Annotated in this window: 13 protein-coding genes and 2 tRNA genes; 5 read left to right on the top strand and 10 right to left on the bottom strand. The window is 68.7% G+C overall.

What is annotated here, in order from left to right:
* Positions 1 to 20: 20 nt before the first annotated feature.
* From ACODNG_RS08335 to ACODNG_RS08320, 4 genes are all read left to right on the top strand, one after another.
* On the top strand, positions 21 to 473 hold the full coding sequence (locus ACODNG_RS08335; protein WP_434523080.1) for a hypothetical protein: 453 nt from the start codon (positions 21 to 23) through the stop codon (positions 471 to 473).
* The gene (locus tag ACODNG_RS08330) at positions 470 to 637 is read left to right on the top strand and encodes a hypothetical protein (RefSeq protein ID WP_434520937.1); all 168 of its coding nucleotides are present in this window, start codon (positions 470 to 472) and stop codon (positions 635 to 637) included. The genes ACODNG_RS08335 and ACODNG_RS08330 overlap by 4 nt, the downstream gene beginning before the upstream one ends.
* Before the next feature lie 84 nt (positions 638 to 721).
* A complete protein-coding gene (locus ACODNG_RS08325) occupies positions 722 to 1018 on the top strand; it encodes a DUF7577 domain-containing protein (protein ID WP_434520936.1) in 297 nt (98 codons plus the stop codon).
* Between the two features lie 26 nt (positions 1019 to 1044).
* Positions 1045 to 1551 carry a metal-dependent hydrolase gene (locus ACODNG_RS08320; protein ID WP_434520935.1) on the top strand — a complete coding sequence of 169 codons (507 nt, stop codon included), beginning with the start codon at positions 1045 to 1047 and terminating at the stop codon, positions 1549 to 1551.
* Between the two features lie 233 nt (positions 1552 to 1784).
* On the opposite strand, the gene ACODNG_RS08315 is transcribed toward ACODNG_RS08320, so the two are convergent.
* Positions 1785 to 1858, bottom strand: a tRNA-Phe gene (locus ACODNG_RS08315).
* Between the two features lie 303 nt (positions 1859 to 2161).
* On the opposite strand from ACODNG_RS08315, the gene ACODNG_RS08310 reads away from it, so the two are divergent.
* On the top strand, positions 2162 to 3346 hold the full coding sequence (locus ACODNG_RS08310; protein ID WP_434520934.1) for a DNA cytosine methyltransferase: 1185 nt from the start codon (positions 2162 to 2164) through the stop codon (positions 3344 to 3346).
* A gap of 455 nt (positions 3347 to 3801) precedes the next feature.
* On the opposite strand, the gene ACODNG_RS08305 is transcribed toward ACODNG_RS08310, so the two are convergent.
* From ACODNG_RS08305 to ACODNG_RS08265, 9 genes are all read right to left on the bottom strand, one after another.
* A tRNA-Pro gene (locus tag ACODNG_RS08305) sits at positions 3802 to 3872 on the bottom strand.
* A 55-nt stretch (positions 3873 to 3927) separates the two neighbouring features.
* The gene (locus ACODNG_RS08300; protein WP_434520933.1) at positions 3928 to 5982 is read right to left on the bottom strand and encodes a DEAD/DEAH box helicase; all 2055 of its coding nucleotides are present in this window, start codon (positions 5980 to 5982) and stop codon (positions 3928 to 3930) included.
* Between the two features lie 142 nt (positions 5983 to 6124).
* Complete coding sequence (locus ACODNG_RS08295) at positions 6125 to 6655, bottom strand: 50S ribosomal protein L16 (protein ID WP_434520932.1); 531 nt, start codon at positions 6653 to 6655, stop codon at positions 6125 to 6127.
* A gap of 128 nt (positions 6656 to 6783) precedes the next feature.
* On the bottom strand, positions 6784 to 7533 hold the full coding sequence (gene nucS, locus ACODNG_RS08290; protein WP_434520931.1) for an endonuclease NucS: 750 nt from the start codon (positions 7531 to 7533) through the stop codon (positions 6784 to 6786).
* 413 nt (positions 7534 to 7946) lie between these two features.
* Entirely contained in the window at positions 7947 to 8336 is a 390-nt protein-coding gene (locus ACODNG_RS08285; RefSeq protein WP_434520930.1) for a type II toxin-antitoxin system VapC family toxin, read from the bottom strand.
* Between the two features lies 1 nt (position 8337).
* Positions 8338 to 8574, bottom strand: a complete 237-nt coding sequence (locus ACODNG_RS08280; RefSeq protein ID WP_434520929.1) for an antitoxin VapB family protein — start codon at positions 8572 to 8574, stop codon at positions 8338 to 8340.
* A gap of 58 nt (positions 8575 to 8632) precedes the next feature.
* The gene (locus ACODNG_RS08275; protein ID WP_434520928.1) at positions 8633 to 9922 is read right to left on the bottom strand and encodes an adenosylhomocysteinase; all 1290 of its coding nucleotides are present in this window, start codon (positions 9920 to 9922) and stop codon (positions 8633 to 8635) included.
* 115 nt (positions 9923 to 10037) lie between these two features.
* On the bottom strand, positions 10038 to 11363 hold the full coding sequence (locus ACODNG_RS08270) for a DNA primase (protein ID WP_434520927.1): 1326 nt from the start codon (positions 11361 to 11363) through the stop codon (positions 10038 to 10040).
* Positions 11364 to 12023: 660 nt separating this feature from the next.
* Positions 12024 to 13343 carry an amidohydrolase gene (locus ACODNG_RS08265; protein WP_434520926.1) on the bottom strand — a complete coding sequence of 440 codons (1320 nt, stop codon included), beginning with the start codon at positions 13341 to 13343 and terminating at the stop codon, positions 12024 to 12026.
* Positions 13344 to 13399: the final 56 nt, after the last annotated feature.

Here is a 13399-nt window from a genome sequence, read left to right as displayed (position 1 = left end):
GTTTTCCGACGCTGACGTTTATCCTTCCGGCCGCGAAAGCGCCGTGCGTGTCTCGCACGTCTCGCGCGGCCGGTCCCGCCCTGACGCTCCGCGAGAACGGTCCCGCGCTGCTGGTCCCGGCGGCGTGGGGCGTCGCTGCGGGGGCGGTCCTCGGCGTCGTCTCCGCGCACGCGCTGTTCGTCGCGCACGTCGTCATGGGTCTCCTGCTCGTCGCCTTCGTCGCCGCCTCGTGGCGCGACATGGCGACGGGCGTCCTCCGCGCGTGGAAGCTGGCCATCCTCGCGGGGACGCTGGTCACGCTCGCGGGCGCCGGGACCGTGCCGGCGCTCGCGGCCGCGTGTTCGGTCGCCGGTGCCGCCGCCGCCGCGCTCGCGGCCTCCGCGACGGGTGTCGTCGCCGGGGTCGCGCTCGTCGGTATCGGCCAGACCGCGGGGATCCTCGCGGCGACCGCCCTGTACCCGCCCCTCGAATGACCGACGCCGACACCTACGACTGCGAGACGTGCGGCGCGAGCGTCGCCGCCGCGGACGCCCGCCGCTCCGAACCGTTCGGCGACCTCGACACCGACACGTGGCAGACGCTGAACTGCCCGCACTGCGGCGACCGGCTCGCGACCGTCTTCGTCGGCGACGAGTGAGTCGGGATCGACGCCCGAACCCACCACTACCACGTTCCGTGCTGACACCCCACACTATCTACGTGTTCGGCCCGTAGCGGTCCCATGGTCGACGTCAGCACGATCTCCCTCGTCGCGACCGGCGCGCTGCTGCTCTTCGCGCTGGCCGTCGGGATTCGGGTCCTCGCCGGGATCTTCCGGGAGGGCCGCGAGCGAAGCCGCAAGCGACGCGAGGGAGAGATCGACCGCTACACCGAGGACCCCGTCTACGACCGCGACCCGCCGGATCCGGACGCCGCCGGAGCGGCGCTCGCTACCTGTCCGCAGTGCGGCGCGGAGAACGCGTCCGAGTTCGCCTACTGCCGCGAGTGCGCGGCGCCGCTGGGTCCGGCGAACAGCTAAGGCCCGGCCGCGGGAAAGCCCGGCCCGTGACGCTCGTCACCGCCGCGTTCCTCGCGACCGCGTTCGCCACCCACGCCCTCGTCGGCGCCGCGCTCGGAGCGATTCTGTTCGACAGACCGGGCGTCGGCGCGGTCGCGGGGCTCGTCGCCGACGTCGACTTCCTCTTCCCGGCCGCGCTCGGCTGGCCCTTCGTCCACCGCGGGATCACCCACTCGCTGCCCGCGCTCCTCGCGCTCGCGGCGGTCGCAGTCGGCGTCTGGTACGCGGTCGACGCCTGCGGGAGCCACCGCGCCGCGGGCGCGGCGGTCGCCGTCGCCTACTGCTCGCACCTCCTCATCGACGTCACCACCCCGAAGGGAATCCCGCCGCTGTCGCCGCTCTCGGACCGGATCGTCGGCGTCGCGCTCCCGACGACGGGCCACTCGCCGGTGCCGACACTGCTCCTGTGGGTCGGCAGTCTGTGGGTGCTCTCGCGGACGGACGCGCTCGACTCCGTCGCGCGGCGGGTCCCCTCGTCGAGGATCGGCGAGTGAGTCGCGAACAGCCCGCTCGCTGTCGCTCGCGGGGACGGGGGACAGCTCGATCTTCAGGCGTGACCAACGAATGCGGATCGCGTTGAAAAGGTATGCCGCCTCCCCGATTTGAACTCGCCGAGACGCTCGCCCTCGCTTCGCTCGGGCTCGCGACTCGTCTGCTCAAATCGGGTCGGGAGCATTTTCGCTGCTCACAACTCGGTCGCTGGCTCCCTCGTAAGTTCGCAGGAAAATGCCGCCTCCCCGATTTGAACGGGGGACAGCTCGATCTTCAGTCGAGTGCTCTCCCAGTCTGAGCTAAGGCGGCTCGCACTCGCACCAACGCCGATTCGAGACAAAAGGATTTCGAAAGGCCGCGGGCGGACGCCGCCGGTCGACGTCTCTCCCCGCTCGCGTCGCTCGAATCTAGGTCGCGCGGTCCGGGACCGCTCCTCGGTGTCGGACGACATCTCCGCCGAGAAGCTCGCCGAGGCGATCCGCGAGCGACGCGCCTGACCGCCCGGCGAGGACGACCCGGCGCTTCACCGCCCGAGGTGTGACGTTTTTATGCGCCCGCGGCGAACCGAGTGGCAAATGGATCGAGTACGCGCGCCCGAGTCCGGGCGAGGTGATGTCGGTGGGTGCTGACGGCGATTCCGTCTCCGAGTCTGACGCCCCGACTGAAGCGAGCGCCGGCGCCCCTGTCGTCGCCGGCTTCTTCTCCGGCTGCGGCGGTCTCGACCTAGGCTTCGAGCGGGCCGGCTTCGACGTGGCTCTCGGGAGCGACCAGTGGGAGCCGGCCGCCGAGACCTACCGCCGCAACTTCTCCGACGTGGAGTTCATCGAGGAGGATGTCCGCGAGCTCGACGCCCCGGCGATCCGCGAGACCGTCGCGGACGCCGGCTACGAACCCGACGGGATCGACGTGGTGATCGGCGGGCCGCCGTGTCAGGGGTTCAGCCGGCTCAACAACGAGCAGATCGAGCTGGACGAGATGGAGAAGGACCGTCGGAACACCCTCTTCGAGGAGTTCCTCCGGGTCGTCTCCGTCCTCGAACCCCGGCTGGTGTTGATGGAGAACGTCCGCGACCTGATCAACCGCCAGACCAGCGACGACCGGTACGTGAAAGACCTCATCGTCGACGAGTTCGCGGCCCACGGCTACAAGTGCGAATACCGGGTGCTGGAGGCCGAACAGTACGGCGTCCCCCAGAAGCGCCGCCGGATCTTCTTCATGGGAACCGACCGCGACGTCCCGATCCGGTTCCCGGAGCCGACGACTCCGGAGGGGAGCTGGCGCACCGCGGGCGAGGCGCTCGCGGACGCGAGCGACGACCTCCCGAACATGACGTACGCGAACACGCAGGAGAAGACGCTCAAACGCATCCGCCACGTCCCGCCGGGCGGCTACTACCGCGACCTCCCCGACCGCCTGAAGACGAAGAAGTATCAGTGCGACTGCGAGGACACCGACACCTGCCCGCACGAGCCGGAGATCGTCAAGCGTTACGGGACGTACCTCCGCCGGCTCCACCCCGACGAGCCGTCGCTGACGGTGAGCACGAACGTCTTCATTCACCCGACCGAGGACCGCTATCTCACCCCCCGCGAGATGGCGCGGCTCCAGACGTTCCCGGACGAGTTCGCGTTCGAAGGGACGAAGACCGACGTGCTGAAACAGATCGGCAACGCGGTCCCCGTCCGCCTCGGTGAGGAGCTGGCCCGGCAGCTTCGGGAGTACTTCCCCGAGGTCCGGGATGCGCCGCCTGCCGACCCAGACGTGTACGAACAGCAGTCGCTGACTGACTTGGCTTGAGATCGTTTTTGAGGAGTGATCGGCGGTGTGGTGAAGGATTCCGAAGTCTCAGCGGCTTGTTATAAATAGTCGGTCGTAGATCGGCGACGAACACCTCCAAATCCCCAGCCGGGAGGCGGGCGCACGCTCGTTGCGCTCCTCGCTCGCGTTGCTCGCTGTGGTGCTTACGTCGCCTGCGCCCGCCTCCCGGCTGCCCCTTTGAGTCCCGCCCCGTCCGGCACCGCACCTCACCCCTCCCCAGCCTCGTCGCTCGCTTCGTCGCCGGCGCGTAGCGCCGGCTGCCAGAGGGACCTTCGGTCCCTCCCTGCTCGCGACTCCCTCGCGCGTGCTGGCTCGCGGCCTGTCGGCCGCTCGCAGGCACGCGCCACCGCCCGTCAGTTTATAAGTAATCGTTGCCGCCGCTCACGGCTATTTATAATTGAACCTACCACGTATGCCCTCGTCGATCGGTAAAATGGGGCCGCTGAGAGTCGAACTCAGGTCCACTGCACCCAAGGCAGCGAGGATACCACTACCCCACGGCCCCGCACTCCTACGTACCCCGAAGAGCCGCTAAAGGGTTTCGTTGCGCTTCGCGCCGGTCACTCCTCGTCGTCGCGCCGTTCGAGGTCGGCGACGATGTCGTACGGGTCGGTGCCCTTCCGGACCGAATCGAGGATGAAGAACGCCTCGTCGGGCGCGAGGAAGTGCCGCGTCACGCCGCGGCCCAGCGGTGTCGGCTCGAAGCCGTCGATGAAGTTCCACTCCAGCAGCTTCCCGAGCGCGTGCTTGGTGGGGACTTCGCCGATCATGCGGTCGTTGAGGCGCTTGGCCTTCTTGCCGGCCACGACGACGTTCGCGAGCGTCTCCTCTGCGGCCGCGGTCTCGTCGTAGTGGGTCGCCACGTCCTCCATCTCGCCTTTTAAGAGGGTGAACGCCACCTCGTCCTCCGTGCGGTCCATCGACCCGTGGTAGACGCCGTCCGGCTCGACGAGGAGGTAGACGCGGCCGCGGTCGTGGTAGTCGGGGCGCCCGGCCCGGCCGAGCATCTGGGAGAACTCCTGGACCGAGAGCCACTCGATCCCCATCGCCAGCGAGTCGAAGATAACCTGCGAGGCGGGGAAGTCGACCCCGGCCGCCAGCGCCGCGGTGGTGACGACCGCCGAGAGGTCCTGATTGCCGAACATGCGCTCGACCTTCTTCCGGCGCCCGTAGTCCAGCCCGGCGTGGTACGGCGCGGAGTCGTACCGCAGCTTCCGGCTGATCTCGTGGCAGCGCCGCCGCGAGTTCGTGAAGATGATCGTCTGCCCGCGGTACCCCTTCGACGATTTCGTGTCGAACTCGCGTTTCACGAGCTTGTCCGCGATCTGCGCCTTCTCGCGGGCGTCCGCGAAGGTGACGTGGCGCTCGATGGGGACGGGGCGCTCCTCGTACTCGATGAGCGTCGCTCGGAGGCGCTCTGCGAGCCACTCCGGGTTTCCGACCGTCGCCGAGAGGTAGACGAACTGGGTGCCGTCGTACCCCGCGTGCGTCTCCACCCGGTTCTCGCTGTAGTACTTCAGCCGCGAGATGAGGCCGTCGAGGCGGTGGCCGCGCTCGCCCTCCTTCAGCGTGTGGACCTCGTCGATGACGACCGTCCCCACGTCGCCCAGGTCCTTGCCCGTCCGCAGCGCGTGGTCGATCCCCTCGTAGGTGCCGACGATCACGTCGGCGTGCGGGTCGAAGCGGTTGCCGTCGTCGTTCACCCGCGAGGAGCCGACGCGGATAGAGACGTCGAGGAGGTCGCCGTAGCGGTCCTCGAAGTCCTCGTGTTTCTGGTTCGCGAGCGCGACGAGCGGGACTAAGAAGAGGAGCTTCCCGTCCCCCTTCAGCGCGCGGTCGATCCCGGTCAGCTCGCCGACGAGCGTCTTCCCGGTCGCGGTCGCGCTCACGACGAGCTGGTCGTTCCCGTCGAGCAGGCCGTTCCGCACGGAGAGGCTCTGGACCGGGAGCAGCTCCTCGAACCTGCCTTGGAGGTGCGAAGAGAGGTCCGGGTGGAGGTCGAGGTCCTCGGTCCGGACCGGCGAGACGTCGTCGACGTTCGCCGACACCTCGTCGTACTTCGTGAGATCCGGATCCAGCCCGCCCTGAAGCAGGCTCACGATCCGGTCGAGGTCTCCCGACTCGTACAGCAGCTCTTCGAGGCGCTCCTCGGCCGCGCCGGTGAACTCGCCTTTGTACGACAGCTCCCGCTCCAGCTCCCGGCGGGCGCAGTCCCGGCAGATCAGCTCGCCGTTGTGTTCGATCGCGTCCTCCGAGGTGATCGGACCGTACCGCCCGTCGCTCGCGCAGCGCCGACAGGTCCGGACCGCCGTCGCCTCCAGCTGGTAGCCGTCGAGCATCTCCTTCAGCCGCGTCCGGTTCTCCGGAGAGGTCTGCTCGGAGATGCGGATGCGGTCGGCCGCCCGCGCGAGGTCGACGAACTCGTCGGGCTGACGGGGGTGGTCCTCGCCGTCGCGGATCACCCGGAACTTCCCCGGGCGCGGACCGGCGGTGGTCTCCTTGAGTTCGAGCCGCCCGCGGAGCACGCGGTTGCCGTCGCGGTTCGCCACGACGGTGTAGTCGCTCCGCGACTCGTGGAGGAACAGCGTCTCGACCTCGGCCAGCTGCTGTGACACTGCCGTCCGGTACGCGAGCGAGGTATTTCAGGAGTTCGGCTCGGGACCCGTACCGGCGCACGTACGCGGGAGCGGCGCTGACGCTACGCGGAGCGGTCGCACGGAAAAGAACCCGCCTCGCGGACGGGGACGCGGTCGGTCGCTACGAGACGAGCAGCTCTTCGCCGCGGTCGACCGTGATCCGGCACGGCGGCGAGAGCTTGTTGTACGCGCGGCGGAACGCCTCCTTCACGACGGACGCCTGCTCGATGTCGCAGTACGCCGTGAAGACCACGTCGTCCTTGTTGAGTCGCGCGGCAGTGCCGACCGGCTTGCCGAACGCCTGCCGCATCCCGTCGGAGACGCGGTCCGCGCCGGCGCCGGTCGCCTGCTTGTTCTCTCGGATGACCTGGTGGGGGAACTTGCGGAGGGTCATCTTGTAGTTGCCCTCGCCCAGCTCCTTGATCAGGTGGCGGTTCGCCGAGAGGCGCGCGCTCTCTAAGGAGCCGTGTCGCACCTGAAGCTCCTCCTCGACGCGGAGGCTGATCTGGACGGGGTAGTCGTCCGGCTCCGCGGTGAGGTCGCCCATGTTGTGCTGGGCGATCTTCGAGCCGGGGATGCCCGTGATGTACTCGCGGCGGGTGTACGACGGCTTGTCGATCGTCCGATACATAGAGGCGGGTTTGTCAGACATGGCTACTTGTCCGATGTAGCCGCCGCTGCGGCGATAAAGCCTTCGATAGCGAGGCGTCTTCGGCGGCTCCTCGGAGGTCAACGGCGGCGTTCAGTCGGATCGCGGCCCGCGTTGACACGCCGCTCGCATCACTCCGCCGGCGTCGGTTCGAGCGCGACGTGGTCGAACCTGCGGTCCGCGAGCCGCTCCGCGGCCCGGTCGGTGACCGACGGCGCGACGAGGATTCCGCGGACTGCCGGGGTGTCGTCGGCATCGCTCTCGGCATCGACTCCCAGCTCCTCCTTGAGCGCCCGTACGTACCGCGCGAGCTGCCCGACTGCGTCCGGGCCAACGCGGCGGCGCTTCAGTTCGACGACGACCGGGGTGTCGTCGGCGTCGACGCCGAAGATGTCCATCGGGCCGGCGCTGGAGGGGCGTTCGGTTTCCCGGGGTTCGAACCCCGGCTCGACGAGGTCCGGACGTTCCAGGATTCGGGTCCGGAGGTCCTCCTCGCTCCCGTGGAGTTCGAGGTCGCGGCCCCCCGTCACGGCCATCGCGGAGAGCTGATGAACTCGCTCGAAGCGGACCGTCAGCGTCTCGTCGGGGTTGTCTCTGGTCGAGCGCACGCGGAGCCGTCCCTCGCGCACCGCGGCGTGATGCTCCGATCCCGGCGGCTGCCAGTTGACCGGCTGGCGCCCCTCGTCGGTGTGGACGAGGGCGGCGCCGTCGGGCTTCAACACGAGCAGCCGGTCGCCGGCGCCGAGGTCGGAGGCCGCGCGCCCCTCGTAGCTGACGGTACAGCGCCCGAACACGCTTATCAGGTCGCCGCGCTCGAAGGCGTCCTCCAGCTCCCAGAGGGCCTCGCGGTGGCTCGGGTTGTGGACGCTCGTGACTGTCACTGATACGTGTAGGGGGTTGTCGCTCAAAAAGGGCGCGAGGACGAAGTCGGTGTCTGTGGTCGGTCGTACGTTGTTGTCGGCGATGGTGGAGTACGCTACTGGACCGAGGCTGCTGTCGATCGCTTATAAATTGTTCCTGCCGACGGCTTGGTGAACTCTTCCAAAGCCCCAGCCGCGAGGACGGCGCACACTCGTTGCGCTCCTCGCTCGCGCTGCTCGCTGCGGTGCTTACGTCGTCTGCGCCGTCCTCGCGGCTGCCCCTTTGAGTCCCGCCCCGCACAGCACCGCACCTCACGCCTCCCCAGCCTCGTCGGTCGCCCGTCGCTTCGCTCGGGCGACCGACTCCCTCGCGCGACGCCGTTCGCGGCTTAACAGCCGCTCACGGGCGCGCGCCATTTTTCAAAAGTCGGGCCTCAGTAGCTTTCGATATCTACGTCCAGTCGTTCGAAATCCTCGACGTTTCGGGTCAGGACCGGTTCGTCGACGACCTCGGCAGTGGCGGCGATGATCACGTCGCCGTCGCCCACAGGCGCCCCTTCGTTCTGTAGCTCACCTGCGAGTCGGCCGGCCTTCCGCATGACGGCGGTGTCGGCCGGATGGATTGGCTTCGAGGCGAGGATGTCTTCGACCTTTTGACGCTCGCTCTCTGACTCGGTCGCTCGGGCGATGCCGTAGTACAGTTCGAACAGCGTCATCGAGGAGATGCGCTGTTGGACCAGTTCCGTCTCCAGTTCCCGAGCCTTCTCGACGGCGTCCTCGTCTCCGTTCATCAAATCGATGAGGAACGACGTGTCAAGCAGCACGCTACGCCTCCCGAAGCCGATCTGCGGTGTCCTCTAGCTCGGCGGCGCGTCGTTCACGTCGCTCCTCGACGGCCTCACGGAGCGCGTCGGCTTCGTCGTCGTTCAGAATACCCGCAAGTTCCAGCAGCGATCGCTCGCCGGCGAGCCGGAGAACGACGTCGGAGAACGTCTCGTCCTCGCGCTTGTGAGCAGCGAGCCGCTCGTAGGCCTCCTCGGAGAGGCGGATGCTCTTCGACATGTGTATACGGTTGTATGCAGACTCACAAAGGCTTTTCTCAGGGCTCGTCGCTGCCCGCCTACGTCCCGTGCTCCCAGCTGCCCATGTACTCGCGCTGCTCGTCGCTGAGCTCGTCGTACTCGACGCCCTCTGCGGCGAGCTTGATGTCCGCGACCTCGCGGTCGAGCTCGTCGGGCACGTCGTGGACGCCGGCGTCGTACGCGTCGCCGTTGTCGGCCAGTTCGCGGACGACGACGGCCTGGACGCCGAAGCTCTGGTCCATCACCTCGACCGGGTGGCCGAGCGAGATGGGCGCCGCGAGGTTGACCAGCCGCCCCTCCGCGATGACGTTCAGCACGCGGCCGTCGGGCATCTCGAACCCCTCGACGCCGTCGCGGACCTCGTAGCGGTCGACCGCGAGGTCGTCGAGGTGATCGAGGTTCACTTCGACGTCGAAGTGGCCGGCGTTCGCGAGCAGCACGCCGTCGTTCATCTCCTCGAAGTGCTCGCGGGTGATCACGTCGCGGTTGCCCGTCGTCGTGATGAACACGTCGCCCTTCTTTGCGGCCTCCGTCATCGGGAGCACCTCGTACCCCTCCATGTGCGCTTCGAGCGCCTTCCGGGGGTCGACCTCGCAGACGATGACGTTCGCGTTCTGGCCGGACGCCTTCTTGGCGACGCCTTTCCCGCACTGGCCGTAGCCGCCGACGACGACGTTCTTGCCGGCCCACGAGAGGTTCGTCGTCATCGCGATGGTCGCGAGCGACGACTCGCCCGTGCCGTGGACGTTGTCGAACAGCTGTTTCATCGGCGTGTCGTTGACGGCGAAGACGGGGTAGTGTAGCTCGCCGTCGGCGTCCATCGCGCGCAGGCGGTCGACGCCGGTGGTCGTCTCCTCGGCGCCGCCGACGATGGAGTCGATCAGCTCCGGGTACTCCTCGTGGACCAGCTTCACCATGTCCATCCCGTCGTCGACGGTGATGGTCGGCCCGTGCGCGATACAGGCGTGCATCGCGTCGTAGTACGCCTCGTCGTCGACGCCGCGGACCGCGTAGGAGGTGATCGACTCGTGGGCGTCGAGCGCGGCCGACACGTCGTCGTGGGTCGAGAGGGGGTTACAGCCGGTGATCGCGACCTCGGCGCCGCCCTCGGCGAGGAGTTCGACGAGGTTCGCCGTCTTCGCCTCGACGTGGATCGCCATCGCGATCGTCTCGCCTTCGAGCGGCTGCTCGTCGACGAACTCCTCGCGGAGCGCGTTCAGTATCGGCATGTGCTGGAGCGCCCAGTCCATCTTCCGGCGCCCCTCCTCTCGGGCCGCTTCGACGTCCGAGAGGTGCTGTGACACCGGCGGATACGCGGTTTCGCTCATACCTCTCGGTTCGCTCACGGCGCACTAAACCCTGCCGACACCGGACCGCGTCCGCAAAAAAGCCCGTCGTCAGCTATCACCGCCCGCGCCGTCCGACGCTCGTTGCGTCGGAACGTCAGTTACCGCCGGGACCGCCCGCGTGGTCCGGCGGGCCGCTCTCGCCGTCGTCCTCGTCGTCTTGGTCCTCGTCGTCGTCCGCGTCGTCATCGCTTTCGTCGTCTTCTTCAGCCTCGTCTTCCTCTGCTTCGTCCTCTTCAGCCTCCTTTTCCTCGTCCGCGTCGTCGCCGGGACCGGCGTGGGCCGGCGGGCCGCGCTCGTCGTCCTCGTCGCCGTCGGGTCCGGCGTGGTCGGGGGCGTTCCCCGGCGCGCTTTCGTTCTCGTCGGTCTCGTTGCCGTCCGCGTCGTCAGGACCGCCGGGACCGCCCGCGTGGTCTGGGGCGTTACCGGGGTTGTTCTCCGTCGCGAAGTCGGAGACTGCGGCGCCGATGCCGCCCTCGCGGTCGCTGATGTTCTCGATGAAGTCGCGCATCAGCTGACCGAACGGCGTCTCCTCGGAGGCGTTTTCCTCCTCCTCGCCGCCCGCCAGCTCGACGGTCGTCGAGGCGGTCCGGTCGTCGTAGCTCGCGGTCACGTCGACCGCGACGTCCTCCTCGGCGGCGGGGAGACCGACGGTGCCGTTCTCGTCGGTCTGGTAGTCGCCCGTCCCCGCGTACGACGCGTTCTCGTCGGCGTCGTCCGCGAGGGCGACGTCGACGGTCGCGTTCGCGACCCCCTCGTCGGCGTCGGTCACCGTCACCGTCGGTTCCTCGTCGGTGTCGTCGACTTCGAGTTCGAGACCGTCGGGCGCTTCGAGTTCGACCGTCTCCGAGACGGACTCGTTCTCGTACTCGGCGGTGACCTCGACGGTCACGTCCTCCTCGGCGGCGGGGAGGTCGACGGTGCCGTTGGCGTCGGTCTCGTAGTCGCCCGCGCCGGCGTAGGTGGCGTTCTCGTCGACGGTCGTGACGTTCACGGAGGCGTTTTCGACCGCCTCGTCGTCGTTCGTGACTGTGACGACGGGTTCGCTCTCGTCGTCGTCGACGTCGAGTTCGAGGCCGTCAGGGGCTTCGAGGTCGGCCGTCGTCGAGGCCGTCTCGTTACCCGAGGTGGCCGTGAGTTCGACCGTCACGTCCTCCTCAGGCGCTTCGAGGCCGGCGGTGCCGTTCGCGTCCGTCTCGTACTCGCCCGCTCCCGCGTACGACTCGTTCTCCGCGTCGACGGCGCTTACGTTGACCGTGGCGTTCTCGACGGCGGTGCCGTTATCGGTCACCGTGACCGTCGACGTCCCGTCCGCGTCTTGCTCGACCGCCACTCCGAGGTGGCCGTCGGCGGCCGCAACACCGGTCATCGCGCCGAGCGCGACGACCGCGATCAGTAGGATGGCTGTCGTGCGTTTGCTCATGTCCACTCGGGTCCAATTCCCCTATCCGTATAAATAGAGACGTCCCTTAACGCGGTTTAATCCGGTTTGTATCCGGGTTAACGGAGCTGAGGCGTCTGTTTTGGCAGATCGGGGTTCGGTGGCGGTTTTGAGGGTGATCGCCCCCCGATTCGCCCCCGGTTTCGGGTCGAACCTCGCTCGCGCGCGATACGTTTACGCAGTTGTATCCGGGGGGAGTCTCGAGATGACCACGACCAAAGCCCCAGCCACTCATTTATAAATAACAGACTGCTGATCGACGGCGAACACCTCCAAAGCCCCAGCCGCGAGGCCGACGTACGCTCGCTGTGCGCTTCACTCGGTCGCTCACTGCGTTCGCTCCCTCGTTCCAGTGCTTGCGTCGCCTACGTCGGCCTCGCGGCTGCCCCTTTGAGTCCACCCGACTGCGACCGCACAGCACCTCACGCCTCCCCAGCCTCGCGGCTCGCTCGGGGCTCCCTTCGGTCGCCCCGTCGCTCGCCGCGTCCCTCGCGCGTGCGACTCGCGGCCTTCGGCCGCTCGTCGACACGCGCCACCGCGCGTTCATTTATAAGCCGCACGTCAGACTCGGATTCTTCATTTAAATACTGCCGACGTGGGTCGGCTTTGCGCGTCGCGTTCGGTCGCGCTTCGCGCTGCGCGCTACGCCGATTCGACGCGGTCAACGAGGTCGCTCGCGGCGGTCGCGGCGCGCTCCTGAACCGCCTCGGCGTCGAGCGTCAGAACCTCGCGGTCGCGCATGAGGACTCGGCCGTCACAGACCGTATGGCGCACGTCGCTCCCGCGGGCCGCGTACGCGAGGTGCGAGACCGGGTCGTGGACCGGCGTCAGGTGCGGCGCGTCGAGGTCGACGACGGCGAGGTCGGCGGCCGCGCCTTCCTCGATCCGGCCGCCGGGGAGGTCGAGGGCGTCGGCGCCGCCCCGCGTCGCCATCTCCACGACGGCCGCCGCGGGGACCGCGCTCGCGTCGTCCGCGGCCAGCTTGCCGAGCATCGCGGCGTCGCGCATCTCGTCGAAGACGTCGAGGTCGTTGTTCGAGGCCGCCCCGTCGGTGCCGAGCGCGACCGTTACGCCCGTCTCGCGCAGGCGCTGGACCGGGGCCATCCCGCTCGCGAGCTTCATGTTCGAGGCCGGGCAGTGGACGACCGCGGTCCCCGCCTCGGCGAGCCGGTCGATCTCCGAGTCGTCGACGTGGACGCCGTGCGCGAAGAAGTCGTCCGGGCCGAGCGCGTCGACCTCGGCGGCGTACGCGATCGGTCGCTCCCCGCGCTCGTCGACGATCGGATCGACCTCGTCGGTCGTCTCGTTCGCGTGGAGGTGGATCGGGACGCCCGCCTCGCGGGCTTCCGCGACGCCCTCGCGGAGGAACTCCTCCCCGACCGTCGTCAGCGAGTGGGGCATGAACGCGGTGCGGATCCGACCGTCCGCGGCGCCGTCGAGGTCGCGCGCGACCGCGAGGCTCTCCTCGACGTCCGCACGGGCGTCCGCGTCGTCTTTCCCGACCGTCACGACGCCGTGACCGAGTCGCGCGCGCAGCCCCGCGCGGTCGACGGCCTCGGCCACGCGGTCCATCGCGAAGTACATGTCCGCGAACGCGGTCGTCCCCGACCGGATCATCTCCAGCGCGCCGAGTTCGGCGCCCGCCTCGATGTCATCGGGCGTCAGTTCGCCCTCCGCCGGCCAGATGTCCTCCCGGAGCCACGGTCCGAGCGGCTTGTCGTCGGCGTAGCCGCGCAGCAGCGTCATCGCGACGTGCGTGTGCGCGTTGACGAGCCCCGGGATCACGAGGCCGCCGTCGGCGTCGAGCGTCTCGGCGGTCGTCCCGCCGACCGCCTCGTCGACCTCGCTCGGCGACCCCACGGCCCGAATCGTTCCCTCGTCGCGGTCGACCGCGACGTCCGCCCGCTCGACGTGACCGTCGGGTCGGAGCACTCGCCCGCCCGTGACGCGGAGGTGGTTCATACCCGCTCGTTCCGCGCGCCGCACCAAACGCCTTCGGTTCGCGGTCACTCCCGAGC

This window comes from Halorubrum sp. AS12 (assembly GCF_051122765.1).
GTDB classification, from domain to species: Archaea; Halobacteriota; Halobacteria; order Halobacteriales; family Haloferacaceae; genus Halorubrum; species Halorubrum trapanicum.
Note: the sequence above shows the minus strand (reverse complement) of the source record. Positions and strands in the feature narration are given on the sequence as shown.